Source organism: Caulobacter vibrioides, assembly GCF_002310375.3.
Lineage (GTDB): Bacteria > Pseudomonadota > Alphaproteobacteria > Caulobacterales > Caulobacteraceae > Caulobacter > Caulobacter vibrioides_D.
Genome location: NZ_CP023315.3, coordinates 407,152 through 426,125, shown reverse-complemented (window position 1 = coordinate 426,125; position 18,974 = coordinate 407,152). Strand labels below are relative to the sequence as shown.

The following is an 18,974-nucleotide window of genomic DNA, read 5'->3' as shown; positions in this document are numbered from 1 at the left end:
TTTTTAGGCTTCGCTAGAATTCGCCGCATACCAGGCCACCCCGTCACCATCGACCTTGCGCTTCACGCGTCCGCGCCGGATCAGGCAGTTGAGGTGGGCCAGGGCCTCGCCGGTCGCCATGCCCAGGAGGTCAGGCCCGATGGGACGCGCGAACAGCGCGCCGAAGGTGTCGACCACGCGCTTGCGCTCAACGAGCTTCTTCTCCAACCGCGCCAGGCCCCGCTCGTGGCCGGAGATCAGCGCATCGATCCGCGTGTGCAGCCCCTCGAAGGGATCATTGTGGGCGGGCAGCACGATCACCTCGTCGGGCACGGTGGCCTTGACCTTGGCCAGGGAGCGCAGCCAGTCCGACAGCGGATCAGCGTCCGGCTCGGTCGGGAACACCGACACGTTCGACGAGATGCGCGGCAGCACCTGGTCGCCCGAGATCAACAGCTTCAGTTCCGGACACCACAGGCAGGCGTGATCCGGCGAATGGCCCTGGCCGGTGACGACGCGCCAGGTGCGGCCGCCGATCTCGAAGTCCTCGCCGTCGCTCAGGCGACGATAGCTGTCGGGCAGCGCGTAGATCGCCTTGCCGAAGCCGCCGAAGCGGGCCTTGTAGTTCTCGATGGCGTCCTCGTCCCAGCCGGCGGCGCGGAAGAAGCGAACGCCGTCCTCGGGCGCCTCGCGGCCGGTGTCGGCCACCAGCATCCGGCACTGGAAGTACTCCAGCCTCGTCATCCAGAGCCGGCAGTCGAACTTGCGCGTCATCCAGCCGGCCAGGCCGATATGGTCCGGATGCAGGTGGGTGACGATCACGCGGGTGATCGGCTTGCCGCCCAACGCCTCGGCGAAGGCGTCGCGCCAAGCCTGGCTGGTCTCGCGGGTCTGGACGCCGGTGTCGACCACCGCCCAGCCCTCGCCATCCTCGATAGCCCAGACATTGATGAACTGCAGCGAGCCGCCCAGCGGCATGCGCAGCCACAGAACGCCGGGCGCGACCTCGACCGCCTGGCCAGAGCCCTGCTCCGGCGCCGTCTCGAAGGGATAGACGAGTCGTCCGGCCTTCTTCGGTTCCGACACCGATTCTGTCGTGTCGTCTTCGAACCCGTCGCGCATTTCACTCCCTCCGCGCGCCCTTTGACCGACGCTTTTTCCGGATCTTACCCATTTTTTGCCCCTAGGGGCTGTCACGATCACGCCTAGGTCGGACGGTATCTTGACCCCCGATGCAAGCACGCGCTTATGTCCGCGCGAGGAATCCACCCAGGAGATGTATCCCATGAGGCCTTTCGCGATCGGCCTGACGGCCGCCCTCGCGGTCGCCGTACTCGTTCCGTCCGCCGTCATTTCGGCGCAGAAGGAACAGAAGGGCAAGCCCGCCATCGACGCCAAGGCGCGTGAAGCAGGCATGAAGGAAGCGCCGGCCATCGTGCAGGCCAGCGGCGCCAGCTGCACCGTGTCGGACGCTCGCTATATCGGCGAGGACAAGAAGGCGGCTTCCAAGTACTTCGAAGTCGCGTGTAGCGAAGGCATGGGCTTTGCGCTCGTCGCCAAGAAGGACACCGCGCCGCAGGTCTACAGCTGCCTCGAAACGAGCCAGCCGGGTCCGGATGGCAAGGTCGGCGGTCTGGCCTGCATCCTGCCGGGCAACGCCAATCCCGGTTCGGGCCTCGACGCCTACGTCAAGAAGGGCGGCGCCTCGTGCGAGATCGAGAACACCCGCGCCATCGGCTCGGGCGCCAAGAACTCGTACTTCGAAGTCGCCTGTAAGGGCGGCTCGGGCTACATCGTCCAAACCACCGCGCCGATGAACATCGCCGGTGAAGTCGCGGTCAACAGCTGCCTGCTGTACGAAGAAGGCGGCAATGTCAGCTGCAAGCTGACCAACCGTCAGACCCAGCTGCAGATCGTCGACACGCTGAACACGGCCGCTGCGGCCGCCGGCACCAAGTGCGCGATCAAGGACAAGCGCTACGTCCTCAGCACCAAGGTCGACAACTACTTCGAAGTCTCCTGCGACGACGGCAAGGGCTACATCTATCAGCAGACCTCGGTCAGCGGGGCCTTCAACCGCGCCATCCCGTGCGCCCAGGCCGGCTTCGTCGGCGGCGGCTGCACCATGACCGACGCGGTGGCCGCTCAGACCGAACAGGCCGGCTTCTACAGCAAGCTGGCCACCAAGGCCGGTTTCCCCTGCGACGTCGAGAAGTACGGCATGCTGCCGACCAACGACCCGAAAAAGGAAATCGTCGAGCTGAAGTGCACGGGCAGCGACGTCGGCGGCATCGCCGTGTTCACCGCCACCGACGGCAAGGTCTTTGACTGCCTGACCGCCGAGATGAACGGCTACCGCTGCTCCTTCACCAAGAAGGACACGCAGTACGCCCGCCTGACCAAGGACCTCGTCGGCTTCAACAAGGCCTCGTGCCAGGTCTCGGACGCCCGCATCATCGGTTCGACCGACGTCGAAGGCTTCATCGAAGTCGCCTGCTCGGACGGCCTGCCGGGCTGGGTCCTGGGCTATCCGATCGGCGTCGCCAAGCCGGCCGCCAAGGAGTTCCTCTCCTGCGCCCAGGCCAAGGGCATCGGCGGTGGCTGCAAGCTGCCGACCAACAAGCCGAAGGCCTGATCCAGGCCAAGGCCTGACAAAGAAGAGCCCGCCCGGAGCGATCCGGGCGGGCTTTTTCTTTGGGCCTCAGCGGTGGCTGAGCACGGCGTCCAAGGGCAGCTTTTCCTTGGCGGCGGCAGGAACGGTGGCGTCGTCGGCAGGATGCCCAACCACCAGCAGAATGTAGGGCTTCTCATGATCCGGTCGCCCCAGGGCCTCATTGAGAAAGCCCATGGGGCTCGGCGTATGGGTCAAGGTCGCCAGGCCCGCCTCATTCAGCGCCGCGATCAGAAAGCCGGTGGCGATGCCTACCGATTCGGGCACGTAGTAGTGCTTGATCTTGCCACCCGCCGCGTCGAGCCCATGACGTTGCCCGAAAATGGCGATCAGCCATGGCGCGGTCTCCAGAAACGGCTTGTTCGCGTCTGTCCCCAGGGGCGCCAGATGGCGTAACCACTCCTCGCCCGCCTTGCCGGCATAGAAGGCGCGCTCTTCGGCCTCCGCCTCGGCACGCAGCCGTTCGCGCAAAGGGCCCTTCCCAATCAGAACGAAGCGCCAGGGTTGTTGGTTGGCCCCGCTCGGCGCGGTCGCCGCCGCCTCGATGCAGCGTTCGATGATCTGGCGCGGCACCGGCCGATCGCTGAAGTCGCGAATGGTGTGCCGACGCCGCAGGCGATCCAACGCGGTGTCGGCCCGCGCCAACATTACCTCATCACTGAGCGCCCAACGGTCCGGTAGGGGTAAGCTTGGATGTTCGGTGGTCATGGCGCTCACCCCATCGCCGCTTCGATCAGGCGCGGCCCCGGCGTGGCCATGGCGCGGGCGAAGGCCTCGTCGAAGGCCTCGGCGGTGGCGACGCGCTCGGCCGCCATGCCCAGGCCCTCGGCCAGCTTGACCCAGTCGATGCGAGGATCGCCCAAGTCCAGCAGCTTCGAGGCGGCGGGGCCCGGATTGCCGGCGCCCGTGCGACCCAGCTCAATGCCAAGAATGCGGTAGGCGTGGTTGGCGAAGACCACCACGGTCACGTCCAGCTTTTCGCGGACCACCGTCCAGAGGCCCTGGACCGTGTACATGCCGGCGCCGTCACCGGTCAGGGCCAGCACCTTGCGCTCCGGACAGGCCACCGCCGCGCCGATCGCCAACGGGATCCCCTGGCCGATCGCGCCGCCGGTCAGGGACAGCCAGTCGTGCGCGCGGGCGGCCTTGGTCTGGGTGAAGATCGGCAGGCCCGCCGTCACCGCGTCGTCGGAGATGATGGTGTCCGTGGGCATATGCCGCGCGATCGCCGCGCCGATGGCCCAGGCGTCCAGGCGTCCGGCCGGCGCATCGGGCGCGGCATAGGTCTCGACGGAGCCGACGACGGGCGCGCCCAGCGCGTCGGCCAGGGCGTTGAGCGCCGCCGCCGCATCGACCTCGCGACCGCACAGGGTCTCGACAGAACAGCCTTCGGGAACCAGCACGCTGGGGCGGTCGGGATAGGCGAAGAACGCCACGGGCGTTTGGGTGGCGACCAGCACCATCAGGTCGACGCCGTCGAGATCCTTCAGCGCCAGCTCGCCGAAATAGGGCAGCTTGTCGGGCCGGAAGCGGCCCTCGCCGCGCGCCTGGCGGGCCGTAAAGGTGTCGGTCAGTACGCGCACGCCGTGGGCCGACAGCCGTCCGGCCGCCGCCAGCGCCGCCTCGCCGCAGGCGCCCGAGCCCAGCAGCAGCACGGGCTTTATCGCGTCGCTTAGAACCTTGGCGACAGCCTCGACCGACGCCGCATCGGGCGCGGCGAAGGCGGGCGGCGTCACCACCGGTCCCTTGACCGTGGCTTCGTTCCAGGCCGCATCGGCGGGCAGGACCAGGCAGGCGTTGCCGCCCGGCGTTCCGTAAGCGGCGACGATGGCCTCGGCGGCCAGCGGCCCGACGCTGTCGGCGGTCTCCGCCGACTTGACCCACAGCGAGTTGGGTGCAGCCAGGGCGGCGATGTCGCTGTTCAGCGGCGCATCGAAGTCGCGGTGATAGGTGGCGTGGTCGCCGATCACATTGACCACCGGCGTGAACGCGCGGCGGGCGTTGTGCAGGTTGGCCGCGCCGTTGGCGTAGCCGGGACCCAGATGCAGCAGGGTGCAGGCGGGCTTGCCGGCCATACGGCCATAACCGTCGGCGGCGCCGGTCGCCACGCCCTCGAACAGGCAGAGTACGCTGCGCATGCGCGGCTCGCGGTCCAGGGCCGAGACGAACTGCATCTCGCTGGTGCCGGGATTGGCGAAACAGGCGGTCACGCCGTTGTCGGCCAGGGTGGTGATCAGGGCGTCCGCGCCGTTCATGGTCTTCTCCGTACCTGTGCTTCTTCCTTCCGACATTTCGCCGTCTGCGCCAACCCGGCGACGCATCAAGCCGATTGCGCGAGGCGGTCGGGGCGGCGCAGTCTGCGGAAAAATCGGGGGGAACAGGACGATGCAAGGAATGAGCGCGGCCGCGCGATGGACGCTGATCGCGTCCGTAATCGCCGGGGTCAGCTATGTGGCCAGTTGGGGCCTGACCCTGCCGCCCGGCGTCGAGACGGCCTGGAAGGGCGCGGGCGTCGGCCTCTTGGCGATCCATGCTGCGCTGCGGGCGCGATCGCTGGATGGCTGGCTGCTGGCGGCGGTGATGGCCCTGGGGACCGGCGGCGACGTGCTGCTGGAGACTCACGGTCTCACGGTCGGCGCGATCTCGTTCCTGCTGGGACACCTCGTCGCCAGCGGCCTTTATCTTCGCCACCGCAAGAACGTCTCGCTGACGCCCCTGGCGCTGATTCCCGTGGTGGTCGGCGTGTCGTTCCTGCTGCCCACCGACCGCGCCGGCGCGCCGGGGATCGCGCTCTACAGCCTGTTCCTGGCGGTGATGGCCGCCACGGCCCTGATGAGCCGGTTCCCGTTCAAGACCGTGGGCCTGGGCGCGCTGATGTTCGTGGTCTCGGACCTCTTGATCTTCGGCCGACTGGGGCCGCTGCCCGACAATCTGGCCACAGGTCTGGGCGTCTGGGGGCTCTACTACTTCGGCCAGTTGCTGATCTGCCTGGGCGTGGCGGGGGCGTTGGACGCGGAGCGCGCTGAGGCTGAATAGGGCCTGGGGTCGCTTGCCGAGACCAGAGCCTCGATCTTGCAACGACTAAAACGCTCGTCATCCCGGCTGCAGCGAAGCGGAACGCCGGGACCCAGGGGCAACCGCACTGCCGCTCCCCCTGGGTCCCGGCTCTACAGCCCGCAAGCGGGCTTCCGGCCGGGATGACGAGATAATGATCGCCGGGGAGGTCGGACTAGAACACCATCACCCCGGCGTCGGGCGCCTCAGCAAACAGCCGCTCAAGCTCTTTGGGCCGCCGATCTCGCGCCAAGGCCTGGTTGATATAGCCTTTGTCGGTCAGTTCGCCGCTGGCCGCGTCGGGCGCGCCGTCCAGGATCAGGGCCCGGGCGATGCGGCCGCCGCCGCCCTTGGCCGAGGCGTTCATCCGCGAGAGGCCCTCGGCGATCGCCGCGCGCACTGCCTCGGGGCTCCCGAGACGCTCGGCCGCCTTGGCGTCGAGGAACAGCATCAGGCCAACGCCGTCCTGTCCTTCGCCGCAGACCACCGCGTCGGAGACCACCCCACCGATCGCCGACACCGCCGCCACCCGCAGGGCCCCGGCCGCGACGAAGGTGCCGCTGGCCAGCTTGAAGTTCTCGACGAGCCGCCCGTCGAACACCAGCCCCGCGGCGGGATCCTCCGGATCGGCCAGCCGCGCCGCGTCGCCCAGGCGATAGAAGCCCTCCTCGTCGAACGCCTGGGCAGTGGCCTCGGGCTGATCCAGATAGCCGGGCGAGACCTGCGGCCCCTTGACCCGGATCTCGAACTTGCCGCCCTCCCCGGCCGGGACCAGCTTTACGGCCGTGCCGGGCGTGGGCAGCCCCACCATGCCTGAGCGGGCGTTCAGCCAGTGGATGTTGCAGGCCGTGGGCCCCGTCTCAGTCGCGCCATAGCCGGCCGCGAACGTGATCCGCTCGCCCACCGTGCGCACCGCCACGGCCTGGACGCGGTCGAGGATCGACTGGGCCATGGAGGCTCCGCCGTACTGCAGCACGCGGACCTTCTCGAAGAACTTGGCGGCCAGGGCCTCGTCACGCTCCAGCTCGCCGACGAACATCGCCCAGCCGGCCGGGACCATGTTGTGATAGGTCGTCGCCACCTCGGACAGGTTCCGAACCGTCTCGCCAAAGCGCCCCGGCACGGGCTGGCCGGCGTCGATATAGAGCGTGCCGCCCCGGTGCAGCACCATGTGCAGGATGGCGTTGGCGCCCAGGCTGTGGCTCCAGGGCGCGGAATTGACCAGCACCGGCGGGTCGGGGTCGGCGTAGCAGGCCTCGATCTGGGCCGCGTTCAGCGCGATGTTGGCGTGGGTGCAGACCACCGCTTTCGGCTTGCCGGTCGAGCCGGAGGTCAAGAGCAGCTTGGCCACATCGTCCGGCTGGGCCAGGGGCGCCAGCGGCGCGCTCTTAAGGAGCGCTTCAAACGCGACGTCGCCGGGGCGCGCATTGCGGCTGACCACCACCGGCAGTCCGGCCAGGAACGGCGCGGCCAGGGCGTCGCCGAAGGCTTCTGCGTCGTCGGCATAGACGGCGGCGGGCTTCAGCCGTTCGACGGCGTGCTGTAGCCGGGTGAGATCTGCGCCCTTCAACCCGTACTGCGGCGACACCGGCGCGGCTGGAGCGCCCAGGCTCATGGCGGCGTAGGCGATCAGGGCGTGGTCGATCCCGTTGCGCGCCAGGATCAGCAGCGGCTGTCCTCGGCGCAGGCCCAGACCTTGGAGTCCGCCCGCCAACGCTTCGACCTGCGCCTTGGCGTCCCTATAGGTCACCGTCCGCCAGCCCTCGCCGCTCCGCTCGGCCAGCCAGACCCGGTCCGGCGCCTGCGCGGCCCAGCGGGCCAGCGGCGCGGTCGTGGTTCGCACCGCGTCCGAATAGGCCATGGGATTGCGCAGGATCAGCGTCTCACCCTGTCGCTCGACCTCCAGCGCGCGGGGCGCGTAGCGAGCGTCACGGAAGGGGGCTGTATTCAGGGTCGATCCGTCCATGACCTGTTATGTCGCGGGTCATACGGCTGTTCAATCCGTGCGGCGCGACAGCGCCCCTCTCGACATTTTTTGGCGCCCGCTGTCGAATCCGCCCGCGCTGGTGCGTCTCTGGGGTCGAGACGCTGCGATGGTCGCGCGCTCACGGGAGACAAACATGCAATACGCCCTGCTGCTGTACGAGAACGAAGCGGTCTATGCCGAAGAGGGCGCCATGAGCCTGGAGGCCATCATCGCGGCCCATGGGGCGCTCGCGGCCGAGCTGGCCGAGCAGGGCGTGCTGCGCGGCGGCCAGGGTCTGAAGTCTTCTGACACCGCCACCACCCTGCGCAAGTCGCGCGGCGTCGACACCCTGCACGACGGCCCCTATGCCGAGGCGCGCGAGCAGTTGGGCGGCTTCTACGTGATCGAGGTTCCCGACCTCGACGCGGCCCTCGCTATCGCCAAGCGCATCCCCTTCGCCGGCGACGGCGCGGTCGAGGTGCGCCCGATCATCGACGAAGATTGAGCCTGCTTGAGCAATCGGCGCGGCGGGACGGCGGCAGGATAGTCGCCGCCCTGGCCGCCGGCTTCCGCGACCTCGACCTGGCCGAAGAGGCCTATGCCGAGGCCTGCGCGCGGGCGGCGGCGGTATGGCCCGCCGCGCCGCCGCTGGATCCGGCGGCCTGGCTTTACGCCACCGCAAGACGCTGCGCGCTGGACATGATCCGTAGACGGAATGTTCGTCACAGAACCGTCCCCGAGCGTCCCGAACCACAGCCGTCGGCCGAGGATGTGCTGACCTCCGACGACCGGCTGATCCCGGACGAGCGGCTGCGCCTGATCTTTGTCTGCTGCCACCCCGCCGTCGCGCCGGAGTCGCGCGCGGCCCTGACATTGCGCCTGGTCTGCGGTCTGTCGGTCGCCGAGATCGCCCGCGCCTTTCTGGTCGCCGAGCCGGCCATGTTCCAGCGCCTGACTCGCGCCAAGAAGAAGATCGCGGAGGCCGGCGTGTCGTTCGAGGTTCCCGGGCCCGAAGCCTGGCCCGAACGGATGGCGGCGGTGCTGTCGACGCTGGAGGTGGCCTACGCCCGCGCCCACGAAGACGCCGCCGGCTCGGGCCCTCACGCCGGCTACGCCCGCGAGATGCTGGACCTGACCGCCGTGCTGGCGGACCTCTTGCCCGGCGAGCCCGAGGCCCTGGCCTTCGCCGCCCTAGTGCGGTTCGCCGAGGCGCGGCGGCCGGCCCGGCTGGACGCCGACGGCGCCATGATCCCGCTGGCCGAGCAGGATCCCAGGCGCTGGAACCGCGCCCTGATCTCCAACGGCGACATGCTGCTGCGCCGCGCCGCGCGGCTGAACCGTCCGGGACCGCGTCAACTGAGGGCGGCGTTACACGGGGCCTGGGCGCTGCGACGTTCGCTGGCTGAACCGCCGCCCTGGGAGACGCTGCTGGCGCTGTACGATCTGCTTCTGGAGGCGGGGGATGACCCCTTCGTCCGCCTCAACCGCGCCGTCGTGCAGGCGGAGGTCGCAGGGCCGGCGGCGGCCCTGGCCGAGGTCGAGGCGCTGGACGCTGACCGGCTGGATGGGTTCCAGCCCTATCACGCGGTCAAGGCGGACCTGCTGGCGCGTCTTGGGCACGTTGAAGAGGCGTTGGAGGCCTATGACCGGGCGGTGGAGATGGCGCCGGGAGACGCGGAACGGCTGTGGCTGATCCGTAGACGAGCCGACATGCTCTACACGCACAAACCACCCGACCTCCCCGGCGAATGCCGGGGTCCAGATGGAGAACGCTGAGCCTGCTCACGCTGGCGGCGCGCTTTTTCCCATCAACCCCAAAGCCATACGATCTGGGCCCCGGCATTCGCCGGGGAAATCGGGGGTTATTGCGCCAAGGTCTCCAGGAACCGCACCGGTTCGCCCTTGCCCTCGGCGATGATCTCGTCGTCGCGCATGACCACGATGCCGCGCACGATCGTCGCCACCGGCCAGGCCTTGGCTTCGAAGCCGTCGAACGGCGTCCAGCCCGAGCGGGTGGCCATCCAGTCGTGAGTGATGACCCGGCGGGCCTTCATGTCGACAATGGTGAAGTCGGCGTCGAAGCCCTCAGCGATGCGGCCCTTGTCGGCCAGGCCGAAGATGCGGTTCACGCCGTGGCTGGTCAGGTCGACGAAGCGCTCCAAGGAGAGCTTCCCGTCGACCACGTGGGTCAACATGATCGGCACTAGGGTCTGGACGCCCGGCATCCCCGAGGGCGAGGCCGGATAGGGACGGGCCTTTTCCTCGCGGGTGTGGGGGGCGTGGTCGGAGCCGATCACATCGGCGATGCCGACGTCGACGCCGCGCCAGACCCCCGCCACATGGTAGGCGTCACGGATCGGCGGGTTCATCTGGGCGAAGCCCTTCAGGCGCTCATAGGCCTCGGGCGCGACCAGGGTCAGATGCTGAGGCGTGACCTCGACGCTGGCGACGTCCTTGTTCTCGGCCAGGAAGTCGATCTCTTCCTTGGTGGTCACGTGCAGCACGTGGATGCGCTTGCCGAGGCTTTTGGCGATGCGGACCAGGCGATGGGTCGACTGCAGGGCGGCCTGGGCGTCGCGCACATCCGGGTGGCTGGTCCAGTCGCCGGGACGGGCCAGGCTGCGGCGGTCGGCCAGGCGGTATTCGTCCTCGGAGTGGAAGGCCGCGCGGCGGTTCACATGCCGCAGCACGTTCTCGACGCCCTCGTCGTCCTGCACCAAGAGGCTGCCGGTCGAGGCGCCCATGAACACCTTGATGCCGCAGCAGCCGGGCAGGCGTTCCAGCTCGCCCAGGAAGGTCGCGTTCTCGTGGGTGCCGCCGACATAGAAGGCGTGGTCGGTGTGCATCCGGCCCTTGGCGCGCGAGAGCTTATCGGCCAGGGCGTCGGCGTCCGTGGTGGTCGGCTCGGTGTTGGGCATCTCGAAGACGGCGGTGACGCCGCCCAGGGCCGCGCCGCGCGAGCCGCTTTCCAGGTCTTCCTTCCACTCCAGGCCTGGCTCGCGGAAGTGGACCTGGCTGTCGATGACGCCCGGCAGCACGGTCAGGCCGGTGGCGTCGAACACCTCGCCGGCGCTGGCCTGCGAGAGGTCGCCGATCGCGACGATCTTGCCGCCGCGCACGCCGATGTCGGTAAAGCCTCGCCCAGCGTGGTTCACCACCTCGCCGCCACGCACGATCAGGTCGAAGGTCTGGGTCATGGGACGGCTCCTGGGAGGGTTTGAGGCGATCTAGGGCCGGCCCGCGCGGGAGGCAACCGTTTCGTGACGGCTGATGCGCCTCAGTGGCCGGCGGGCGCCGGACGCGTCAGGTCGAACGCCACGCGGAACAGCCGGTTCGGCCGCGAAAGCTCGTAGGTGAACTGGCTGTCGGTGAGCCCCAAAGCCCAGACATTGGTGTTCGAGACCGCCCGGTTCAGCCGCGTGAACAGGGCCTTGGACTCCTCATCGACCGGGAAGCGCTGAGCCTGCGCGGTTCCGGGCTCCAGCGTGTCGCCGCCATAGCGCGACAGCTCGTCCTCGACGCCGTCGGCGTGGCGATGATCGTGCTTCAGGCGCAGACCACCGTTGTCCAGCCGCGTGATGACCCAGGTCCGCGAGCGGTCCTCGCCGACCCGGAAGGGAATGCGGATCTGCCGGGCGTCGCAATGGGCCACGGTCATGACCAGCTCGGCCTTGCGGAACGCCTCGTCGGCCGCGTCGCCGGCGGCGACCTGACCGGTGAAGGTCTTGCCGCACAGCGCGCTCAGGCGGTCGAAGAACTGCTCGCCCGGGGTTCCGGCGAAGGCCGCCGTCGGCGCCAGCGCCAAGGCCGCGAAAAGGGCGATCATGGATTTCATCGGATTCTCCTGGGCAGCGCTTCTGTTGGTTCAGTCGCGCTCGGGCTGAACCGCGCCTTCGAGCTGGCTTTCCGCATCGTCCTCACCGGGGGCCTCTGACGGCGCGTCGGCAGGCGCGTCCTCGACCAGATCAGCAACCGTGTCGGCCTCGCCCTCGGCTTCGGGGGCGGGCGCCGGGGGCGCGGCCTCTTCGGGCTCGACAAGGATCGGCGGGGCGATCGCGCCCACCTGGGCCAGCAGCGCCTTGGCCGCCTTGAAGACCGTGGCCACCGGCAGGTCGCTCATGTGGCGGATGGCCTGGGAGAGGTCCGGGTCGATGGCCAGGAACTGTTCGAAGGCGCGCGGGCCGCGCACGGCCACGGCGCGCTCACCCCAGGGCGCATAGCGGCGCTCGTCGGAGGGACCAAACAGCCCGATCGTCGGCGTCCCGGCGGCGGCGGCGATGTGCATCAGGCCCGAGTCGTTGCCGATGAACAGGCTGGCGCGCTTGAGGCAAGCATAGGCGGTGAGCAGATCCACCTTGCCGGTCAGGTCGATGGTGCGCCCGCGCGCCGAGGCCATGCGCAGCTCCTCGACCATGCGGGTGTCTTCCGGACCGCCCAGGATCAGCAGCCGGCCGCCGGCCATCGGGCCGTCCTTGTCGAGCAGCTGCGCGGCGGTCTGGGTGAAGCGCTCAATCGGCCAGACCTTGCCGATCCAGTTGGCCGCCGGGCCCACGGCCAGAATCGGTCCCGTATCGCCGCCCTCGTTCAGGCCCAGCATCTCGTCCGCCAGCGCCTGCACCTCCGGCGTGATGTAGAGGTAGGGCGGCGGCGGATCGCCCTCGAGCTTCAGCGTGCGCGCTGCATCGACCACCTTGTGGACGACCTCGCCGGGGACCTTCTTCCAGATGGCGCGCTTGTCGCGGCGCAGGAACAGGGCCGTGGCCGAGCCGCGCAGGTCGACGATCAGGCTCCACTTCTTGTGGCGCACCTGGTTCCACAGCTTGAACCAGTGGCCCTTGCCCTTGCCCTTCTCCATGACGATCACCCGGTCAAGGCCAGGGACGTGGGCGAAGAGGGGCGCGGCCAGCGGGCCGGCGACGATGGTGAAGCGCGCGTTGGGGATCTGGTCGGCCAGCATCTTGATCAGGCCGGACGACAGCACCGCGTCACCGATACGCGTCGCCGTGATGAAAAGGATCGGAAAGGCCCTCTGTGTCATCGGTCCACCTATAGGCCGGTCGGTGAGTCGGCGCACCCCACGTTAACACTTGAGTTACCTCAAGGACTGGCGTCGCCCGCGACACGGCGCCACATGTGCCCTCATGACCGCACTTCGCCTCGCTCGCCTCGCCTCCCGCGCCGTCATCGCCGTGTCCGGTTCGGACTGGCGAAGCTTCCTGCAGGGCCTCTTGACCCAGGACGTCGAGACCCTGGCCGTCGGCGAGCTGCGCTTTGCGGGCCTGCTGACCCCGCAGGGCAAGCTGCTCTATGACCTGTTCGTGGCCGGAGCCGAGGACGGCGCCCTGCTGGATGTGGCGGCGGCGCACCGCGACGCCATCCTGACGCGCCTTTCGATGTACCGGCTGCGGGCCAAGGTGGAGTTGGCGGCCAGCGACCGGCCGGTGATCGCGGTGTTTGGCGGCCAAGCGTCGGGCGAGGGCCTGTACGCTGATCCTCGCCTGCCGGCCCTGGGCGCCCGCGCCTATAACGACCGGGCGACCAACGCCGACGAAGACGCCTATGAAGCCCATCGCCTGGCTCTTGGCGTTCCCGGCCCCAGCGACTGGGGCAGCGAGGCGACCTATCCGATCGAGGCCAATTTCGACCTGCTGGCGGGGATCGACTTCAAGAAGGGCTGCTTTGTCGGCCAAGAGACCACCAGCCGCATGAAGCGACGCGGCACAATCAAGAACCGCATGCTGCCGATCACCTTCGACGGCCCGCCGCCGCCCTTCGGCGCCGAGGTGCTGGCCGGCGAGCTGCGCGCCGGTGAGGTGCTGAGCGGCCGCGACGGCCAGGCCATGGCGCTGCTGCGCCTGGATCGGATCGAGGGCGTGGCGCTGACCGTCGAAGGACGTCCGGTCCGGGTCGAGCGACCGGACTGGGTGGCCTGAGACCTACGGTTGCGGGCGTCCCCATTTCGGGGCAGAGACTTGAGAACGATGGTCGCCTTAGTCCGCGACCGCGATCGCTTCAGGGGGCACTGGAAACATGAATCGTCGCAAAATTCTCGGCGCGGGCGCGCTGCTGGCCGTGACCGCCATGGCCGGACCGGTTCTGGCCGCCAGCGCCGATCGCTTCTCGGTCAAGGTTCGCGGCAAGGGCCCCGACGTCATCCTGATCCCGGGCCTGTCGTCGTCGCCGGAGATCTGGGAGTCGACCGCCCAGGCGCTGGAGGGCCGCTACCGCGTCCACCTCGTGCATGTCGCCGGCTTCTCGGGCGCGCCGACGGCGGGCAACGCCGAGGGCAAGGTCGCCGCGGGCGTGGCCGACGGCTTGGCGGGCTACATCCAGGCTAAGGGCCTGAAGTCGCCGGCCGTGATGGGCCACTCGATGGGCGGCACGATCGCCATGATGCTGGCCGCGCGCAGCCCCGGTCTGGTGGGCAAGCTGATGGTCGTCGACATGTTCCCGAACCTGGCGGTGGCCTATTTCGGACCTGGCCAGTCGCCGGAGTCGGTCGCCCAGCGCGCCGCCGGCTTCCGCGCCCAGATCGCCGACGCGCCCCCCGAGGCCTTCAAGGCGATGCAGGAGCAGATCATCACCGGCATGGTCCGCACCGAGTCCGCGCGCGCCGCCATCGTCAAGCACTCGCTCGACAGCGACCGGCAGGTCGCCGGACGGGCCATGGAAGAGCTGCTGACCACCGACCTGACGCCCGAACTGGCCAAGATCACCGCGCCGACCACCGTGGTCTGGGCCTGGAACAGCAGCGTCCCGGTTCCGGCCGCAACCTTCGGCGGCTGGTATCAGGCCGCCTACGGCCCGCTGAAGGGCGCCAAGGTGGTGCGCATCGACGACGCGGCCCACTTCGTCATGATCGATCAGCCGGCCAAGTTCATGGCCGAGGTCGAGAGCTTCCTGGCCGGCTGATCTAAAGCCGTTGCTAGAGCCCTTTAGCTTTAGATGGAATCATCTAAAGCGTTTGAAAGGGCTCTAAGTGTTTGATTTTAGAGCCTGTTTATCTGGTTTAGATGGTTCCATCTAAACCAGACAGGCTCTAGCGGCAGCGGCCGTAGCGGTCCGGGGACGCCCCCGGGCCGCCGCGCCAACCGGGCGGGTTCTCCCAGTTCGTGCCGGACCCCCCGCGCGGACCGGGCGGGTTGCGGTCGTTGTCGAACCAGCACTTTCCGGCCTGGTTCCACCAGCCAAAGCCCGGGTGATAGTAGCCGTAGGCGTGGTTGTAATAGTAGCCGTCGCGATAGCGGAACTCGACCCGCTGGCCGTTCCAGCGATAGTAGCGGCGGTCGGGCGAGACACCCGGTCCGCCCCGCCAACCCGGCGGATTCTCCCAGTTGGTCCCGGGACCACCGCGAGGTCCCGGCGGGTTGTGGTCGCGATCCCTGTGCAGGGCCAGGGCCGGCGTCGTGGCCAAGGCGGTCGTCGCCAGGGCCAGCATGGCGAAGGTCTTCAGGCGCTTCATCGGCGCGTTTTCCTCGTCTCCAACGTCCCTCGCCAGACTCCACGCGCAAGATCCGGAAATCCGTCGCCCCGAGCCTTATGTTCCCGAAAAGTTCTAGGCAGCCTGCGAAGTTTCTGCCAGCTTCGCCGCATGAACGACATCGCCCGCTGCACCTGGAAAGGCATGAACGGAGACCCGTTCTACGAGGCCTATCACGACCACGAATGGGGCGTGCCCGAGTGGGACAGCCGCGCGCTCTGGGAAAAGCTTGTCTTGGACGGTTTCCAGGCGGGGCTCTCCTGGATCACCATCCTGCGCAAGCGCGAAGCCTTCCGCGCCGCCTTCGCCAATTTCGATCCCGAGAAGGTCGCCCGCTTCGATGAGACCGATCGCGCCCGGCTGATGGCGGACGCGGGCATCATCCGCTCGAACGGCAAGATCGACGCCACCATCGCCGGCGCGCGCCTCTATCTGGACATGCGCGAGCGGGGCGAGGACTTCGGCCAGTTCCTGTGGGACATGGTCGGCGGCGCACCGATCCAGAACCAGTGGGAAGCGGGCCAGGTCCCGGCCCAGACGCCGCTGGCGGTCGAGATGTCCAAGGCGCTGAAGGCCAAGGGCTTCAAGTTCTGCGGACCGGTGATCGTCTACGCCTTCATGCAGGCGACAGGACTGGTCAACGACCACCTGGTCACCTGCTTCCGCCACGAGGACTGCAAGGCGCTAGGCCGCCACTAAGCCGCAGGGGCGGGTTCGCCCTGGGCATAGGCCGCCGATAGCTGCCTGTAGGCCTTGGAGCCGAAGGCCAGCAGGGTGACGATAAGCCCGACCACGCCGGCCAGGGTGAACACCAGCGCCATGCCCCGGTCCGGGCCTCGGCCGAACCAGTCGCCGATGGCGGCCGCGCCGGCGCCGTGGGTCATGAACGGGATGACGATGAACTGGGTCAGCGGCCCGATCAGGAACGCCGTCAACGGTGAGGCGGCCTGCTCCACCGACTGGGCGAAGCCGAACACCCGACCCTGACGCTCGAACGGCACCACCTTCTGCAAGGTGGTCTGCTCGGCGGCCTCGGCATAGGGCCCCAGCAGCATCCAGACAAAACAGCCCATCGCCAGCATCACGATCGACGACTTCAGCGGGAAGACGCAGCACACCGCCCAAGAGATCAGGTTGACCAGCAGCAGGGTGCGCAAGGGGTTCTTCCCCAGCCCTGTCTTGCTGATCGCCAGGCCGCTGATGATGAAGGCCACCGACAGAAAGCCGAACAGCAGCCCCCAGGCCTGCACCGACACCATCGACAGGCCATAGGCGTCCAGCAGGGCCATGAAGATGCCGCCCAGGAAGTTGTTGAAGGTCGCAAACAGGATCAGGGCGAAGAGACCGGGCACGGCGGCCACGACCTTGATCGTGCCGGCCAGGTCGATCCGCCGGGGCGCGACCGGCGCGCCATGTTCCGCCTCGACGCGCGGCTCATCGACGGGAACGGTCAGCAGGTGGATCAGGGCGGCGACCGTAAAGCCCAGAGCGAAGGTGAGGGCGGCGAGCATGCCGCCCCAGGCCACCAAAAAGCCGCTGATCACCGAGGTGGTCAGGAAGCCGACACCGCTGACCATGCCGACCAGGCCATTGGCCTTGTCGCGGCGATCCTCGGGGATCAGCAGCGTCACCAGGGTGGGCAGGGCGATGGTGCGGATATTGCCGGCGATGACGCCCAGCATCGAAAGCCCGATCAGCGCCCACAGCCACGGCCGCCCGACATCGGCGATGGCGCCCTTGGGCGCCAGCAGCAGCACGGCCAGCGCCAGAGCGTACAGCAGCAGCGACGCGAGGCTCGACCCCGCCATGGCCAGCTTCTTGCGATGATGATCGACGAGGCTGCCGAACCAGATGCCGCAGGCCGCCGTCAGCACCAGATAGACGCCCGCGATCATGCCCGTGGCGAAGACCGACTTGGTCTCCAGATAGACGTAGAAGGTCAGGGCGAACCAGATCGTGAAGTTGGTGATGTTCGCGACCAGATTGTTGACGAGCAGGTGATGGAACGGGGTCACGAAGCGCGTCTCCACGGCGAGGCCCGGACCCTGCCAGTCGGCGCCGCTTGAGGCAACGAGGGCTAGTCTTGCGACGTCCGCTGGCTGACCCGCACCCAGTCCACCTCCAGCGTCGCCGGCAGCGCGGCCTCGTCGATCCCCTTGGCGTTGACGCTCTCGGGCCAGCGGCCGCCGAAGGCCAGGTTGATGATCAGGTGGAAGGGCTGGTCGAACGGCGCGGCGCTCGCCGGCCGGTCGTCCCGCTTCCAGTCTTGCGGCGTGGCGCGGGCGTACTCCCGACCGTCCAGGAACCAGACGATCGCCTCGGGCGACCATTCGACCGCATAGACATGGAAGCCGTCGGGCGAGGCCGGCAGGGGCGTGCTGGCGCTGACCTGCTTGTGGGCGCCGGTCGCATCGCCCGCGAAGTGGATCGTGCCGAACACGCGGTTCTCGCGCCCGTCCGCGCAGGCCTCGCCCACCGGCGGGCAAGGCGTCCCGAGATTGACGGTTTCCAGAATGTCGATTTCGCCGGACCTTGGCCAACCGCCGTAGACCGACAGCTCGGGCATCATCCAGATCGCCGGCCAGACGCCCTGCCCGCCCGGAACCCGCGCCCGCGCCTCGACGCGGCCATAGCGCCAGCTGAACTTGCCCTGGGTGACGATCTTGCCCGAGGCGTAGTCGCCGGTCTTCAGCGGCCCCGTCGGTCCGGCCCAGGGATTGGCTACCCCCCACGTCTTGCGCTTGATCACTGTCAGGCGCAGCGCGCCGTCCTTGACCGACAGGGTCTCGGGAGTATCGGCGTAGCACTGCCGCTCGTCATTGCCCCCGCCGCCGCAGTCGATTGCGGACGTCCATTTGGTCTCGTCCAGCGCGGTTCCGTTGAACTCGTCGGACCAGACCAGCTTCCAATTGTCCTGGGCATGGACGGGTCCGGCGGCCAGCAGGGTCGAGCATGCGGCAAGGACGGCGAGAGGGCGTGACATAGGAGAACCCTAACGGCATCAGCCGGACCGCTCCAGCCGCGCCCTTGCTGATTCCCATTGGCGCCGAACCGGCCTAAACAGCCGCCATGCCGTCCGGACCCGACATGACGCTGGAGCTTGCCTGCGGACAGGCCCCTGTCTGCGGGGTGGACGAGGCCGGGCGCGGCCCGTGGGCCGGGCCGGTCAGCGCCGGCGCGGTGATCCTGGATCCCGACCGCATCCCCAAGGGCCTGAACGACTCCAAGAAGCTCTCGGCCAAGGCCCGCGCGGCCCTGGAGGAGGAGATCAAGGACGTCGCCATCGCCTGGTGCGTGGGCTTGGCCTCCATCGAGGAGATCGCCCAGCTCAACATCCTGCACGCCGCAGGCCTGGCCATGCGGCGCGCGGTCGAGGGGCTGGCGGTGACGCCGGCCTTCGCCTTGGTCGACGGCAACTACGCCTTCAAGCTGCCCTGCCCGGTGAAGACGGTGATCAAGGGCGACTCGCTGTCGTGCTCGATCGCCGCGGCCTCGATCCTGGCCAAGGAGGCCCGCGACCGGATCATGATCGAGGCCGACGCGCTCTATCCCGGCTACGGCTTCGCCGGCCACAAGGGCTACCACGCGCCGATCCATGTCGAGGGCCTGCGGCGCCTGGGCCCCTCGCCGATCCATCGGCTGGGCTGGGCCCCGGTGAAGGCGGCTCTGGCGGCGGCGGCGGTCAACGGCGAGCTAGACCTTTGAACGTCTTCAGCTTTTGAGTCTGATCAGACTCAAAAGTGGCTGAAAGGCCGTGGTTAACGGCCCGCTAACCACGTCTCTCAACACCGGATTTACCAGGAAGACTCATGATTCCGCTCTCT

17 protein-coding genes and 1 pseudogene are annotated in these 18,974 nt (G+C 68.6%); 8 read left to right on the top strand and 10 right to left on the bottom strand.

Annotated elements, in window-relative coordinates; genetic code table 11:
* Nucleotides 1–3: 3 nt before the first annotated feature.
* Nucleotides 4–1,101, bottom strand: a complete 1,098-nt coding sequence (locus tag CA606_RS02025) for an MBL fold metallo-hydrolase (protein ID WP_096052618.1) — start codon at nucleotides 1,099–1,101, stop codon at nucleotides 4–6.
* Nucleotides 1,102–1,255: 154 nt separating this feature from the next.
* Here CA606_RS02025 and CA606_RS02020 point away from each other — a divergent pair, with 154 nt between their 5' ends.
* Nucleotides 1,256–2,614 carry a hypothetical protein gene (locus tag CA606_RS02020; protein ID WP_096052619.1) on the top strand — a complete coding sequence of 453 codons (1,359 nt, stop codon included), beginning with the start codon at nucleotides 1,256–1,258 and terminating at the stop codon, nucleotides 2,612–2,614.
* A gap of 66 nt (nucleotides 2,615–2,680) precedes the next feature.
* Here the strand turns inward: CA606_RS02020 and CA606_RS02015 are convergent, their stop codons facing one another.
* Entirely contained in the window at nucleotides 2,681–3,358 is a 678-nt protein-coding gene (locus CA606_RS02015) for a nitroreductase family protein (RefSeq protein ID WP_096053907.1), read from the bottom strand.
* Nucleotides 3,359–3,363: 5 nt separating this feature from the next.
* The gene (locus CA606_RS02010) at nucleotides 3,364–4,905 is read right to left on the bottom strand and encodes an acetolactate synthase large subunit (protein ID WP_096052620.1); all 1,542 of its coding nucleotides are present in this window, start codon (nucleotides 4,903–4,905) and stop codon (nucleotides 3,364–3,366) included.
* Between the two features lie 130 nt (nucleotides 4,906–5,035).
* On the opposite strand from CA606_RS02010, the gene CA606_RS02005 reads away from it, so the two are divergent.
* Nucleotides 5,036–5,686: a lysoplasmalogenase gene (locus CA606_RS02005; protein ID WP_096052621.1), complete on the top strand. Its 651-nt coding sequence runs from the start codon at nucleotides 5,036–5,038 to the stop codon at nucleotides 5,684–5,686.
* A gap of 193 nt (nucleotides 5,687–5,879) precedes the next feature.
* Here CA606_RS02005 and CA606_RS02000 read toward each other — a convergent pair whose 3' ends face one another.
* Nucleotides 5,880–7,670, bottom strand: a complete 1,791-nt coding sequence (locus CA606_RS02000) for a feruloyl-CoA synthase (RefSeq protein WP_096052622.1) — start codon at nucleotides 7,668–7,670, stop codon at nucleotides 5,880–5,882.
* A gap of 154 nt (nucleotides 7,671–7,824) precedes the next feature.
* On the opposite strand from CA606_RS02000, the gene CA606_RS01995 reads away from it, so the two are divergent.
* Complete coding sequence (locus CA606_RS01995; protein ID WP_181242736.1) at nucleotides 7,825–8,175, top strand: YciI family protein; 351 nt, start codon at nucleotides 7,825–7,827, stop codon at nucleotides 8,173–8,175.
* The gene (locus tag CA606_RS01990; protein ID WP_096052624.1) at nucleotides 8,172–9,446 is read left to right on the top strand and encodes an RNA polymerase sigma factor; all 1,275 of its coding nucleotides are present in this window, start codon (nucleotides 8,172–8,174) and stop codon (nucleotides 9,444–9,446) included. The genes CA606_RS01995 and CA606_RS01990 overlap by 4 nt, the downstream gene beginning before the upstream one ends.
* An 86-nt stretch (nucleotides 9,447–9,532) precedes the next feature.
* Here CA606_RS01990 and CA606_RS01985 read toward each other — a convergent pair whose 3' ends face one another.
* The 3 genes and pseudogenes from CA606_RS01985 to CA606_RS01975 form a co-directional block, all read right to left on the bottom strand.
* Complete coding sequence (locus tag CA606_RS01985; protein ID WP_096052625.1) at nucleotides 9,533–10,867, bottom strand: dihydroorotase; 1,335 nt, start codon at nucleotides 10,865–10,867, stop codon at nucleotides 9,533–9,535.
* An 80-nt stretch (nucleotides 10,868–10,947) separates the two neighbouring features.
* The gene (locus tag CA606_RS01980) at nucleotides 10,948–11,505 is read right to left on the bottom strand and encodes a hypothetical protein (protein WP_096052626.1); all 558 of its coding nucleotides are present in this window, start codon (nucleotides 11,503–11,505) and stop codon (nucleotides 10,948–10,950) included.
* Nucleotides 11,502–12,708: pseudogene (locus tag CA606_RS01975) on the bottom strand (glycosyltransferase family 9 protein). The gene CA606_RS01980 and the pseudogene CA606_RS01975 overlap by 4 nt, the downstream one beginning before the upstream one ends.
* A 103-nt stretch (nucleotides 12,709–12,811) precedes the next feature.
* Here CA606_RS01975 and CA606_RS01970 point away from each other — a divergent pair.
* Together CA606_RS01970 and CA606_RS01965 are read left to right on the top strand one after the other, a co-directional pair.
* Nucleotides 12,812–13,603 carry a YgfZ/GcvT domain-containing protein gene (locus CA606_RS01970; RefSeq protein WP_096052628.1) on the top strand — a complete coding sequence of 264 codons (792 nt, stop codon included), beginning with the start codon at nucleotides 12,812–12,814 and terminating at the stop codon, nucleotides 13,601–13,603.
* A 97-nt stretch (nucleotides 13,604–13,700) separates the two neighbouring features.
* Nucleotides 13,701–14,582, top strand: a complete 882-nt coding sequence (locus CA606_RS01965; RefSeq protein ID WP_096052629.1) for an alpha/beta fold hydrolase — start codon at nucleotides 13,701–13,703, stop codon at nucleotides 14,580–14,582.
* A gap of 127 nt (nucleotides 14,583–14,709) precedes the next feature.
* Here CA606_RS01965 and CA606_RS01960 read toward each other — a convergent pair whose 3' ends face one another.
* Nucleotides 14,710–15,132 carry a hypothetical protein gene (locus tag CA606_RS01960; RefSeq protein WP_096052630.1) on the bottom strand — a complete coding sequence of 141 codons (423 nt, stop codon included), beginning with the start codon at nucleotides 15,130–15,132 and terminating at the stop codon, nucleotides 14,710–14,712.
* A gap of 129 nt (nucleotides 15,133–15,261) precedes the next feature.
* Here CA606_RS01960 and CA606_RS01955 point away from each other — a divergent pair, with 129 nt between their 5' ends.
* Entirely contained in the window at nucleotides 15,262–15,849 is a 588-nt protein-coding gene (locus tag CA606_RS01955) for a DNA-3-methyladenine glycosylase I (RefSeq protein WP_096052631.1), read from the top strand.
* Here CA606_RS01955 and CA606_RS01950 read toward each other — a convergent pair.
* Entirely contained in the window at nucleotides 15,846–17,180 is a 1,335-nt protein-coding gene (locus tag CA606_RS01950) for an MFS transporter (protein ID WP_096052632.1), read from the bottom strand. The two genes, CA606_RS01955 and CA606_RS01950, sit on opposite strands and share 4 nt — an antisense overlap.
* 47 nt (nucleotides 17,181–17,227) lie before the next feature.
* Nucleotides 17,228–18,133 carry a glycoside hydrolase family 16 protein gene (locus CA606_RS01945; protein WP_096052633.1) on the bottom strand — a complete coding sequence of 302 codons (906 nt, stop codon included), beginning with the start codon at nucleotides 18,131–18,133 and terminating at the stop codon, nucleotides 17,228–17,230.
* 86 nt (nucleotides 18,134–18,219) lie between these two features.
* Here CA606_RS01945 and CA606_RS01940 point away from each other — a divergent pair, with 86 nt between their 5' ends.
* Entirely contained in the window at nucleotides 18,220–18,855 is a 636-nt protein-coding gene (locus CA606_RS01940) for a ribonuclease HII (RefSeq protein ID WP_096052634.1), read from the top strand.
* The last annotated feature ends 119 nt before the right edge of the window (nucleotides 18,856–18,974 follow it).

Coding starts and splice junctions, on each gene's coding strand:
- CA606_RS01980 (WP_096052626.1), bottom strand. CDS start 11,505: ATGAAATCCATGATCGCCCTTTTCGCGGCCTTGGCGCTGGCGCCGACG.
- CA606_RS02015 (WP_096053907.1), bottom strand. CDS start 3,358: ATGACCACCGAACATCCAAGCTTACCCCTACCGGACCGTTGGGCGCTC.
- CA606_RS02010 (WP_096052620.1), bottom strand. CDS start 4,905: ATGAACGGCGCGGACGCCCTGATCACCACCCTGGCCGACAACGGCGTG.
- CA606_RS01970 (WP_096052628.1), top strand. CDS start 12,812: ATGACCGCACTTCGCCTCGCTCGCCTCGCCTCCCGCGCCGTCATCGCC.
- CA606_RS01940 (WP_096052634.1), top strand. CDS start 18,220: ATGCCGTCCGGACCCGACATGACGCTGGAGCTTGCCTGCGGACAGGCC.
- CA606_RS02005 (WP_096052621.1), top strand. CDS start 5,036: ATGCAAGGAATGAGCGCGGCCGCGCGATGGACGCTGATCGCGTCCGTA.
- CA606_RS01960 (WP_096052630.1), bottom strand. CDS start 15,132: ATGAAGCGCCTGAAGACCTTCGCCATGCTGGCCCTGGCGACGACCGCC.
- CA606_RS02000 (WP_096052622.1), bottom strand. CDS start 7,670: ATGGACGGATCGACCCTGAATACAGCCCCCTTCCGTGACGCTCGCTAC.
- CA606_RS01985 (WP_096052625.1), bottom strand. CDS start 10,867: ATGACCCAGACCTTCGACCTGATCGTGCGTGGCGGCGAGGTGGTGAAC.
- CA606_RS02020 (WP_096052619.1), top strand. CDS start 1,256: ATGTATCCCATGAGGCCTTTCGCGATCGGCCTGACGGCCGCCCTCGCG.
- CA606_RS01995 (WP_181242736.1), top strand. CDS start 7,825: ATGCAATACGCCCTGCTGCTGTACGAGAACGAAGCGGTCTATGCCGAA.
- CA606_RS02025 (WP_096052618.1), bottom strand. CDS start 1,101: ATGCGCGACGGGTTCGAAGACGACACGACAGAATCGGTGTCGGAACCG.
- CA606_RS01945 (WP_096052633.1), bottom strand. CDS start 18,133: ATGTCACGCCCTCTCGCCGTCCTTGCCGCATGCTCGACCCTGCTGGCC.
- CA606_RS01955 (WP_096052631.1), top strand. CDS start 15,262: ATGAACGACATCGCCCGCTGCACCTGGAAAGGCATGAACGGAGACCCG.
- CA606_RS01965 (WP_096052629.1), top strand. CDS start 13,701: ATGAATCGTCGCAAAATTCTCGGCGCGGGCGCGCTGCTGGCCGTGACC.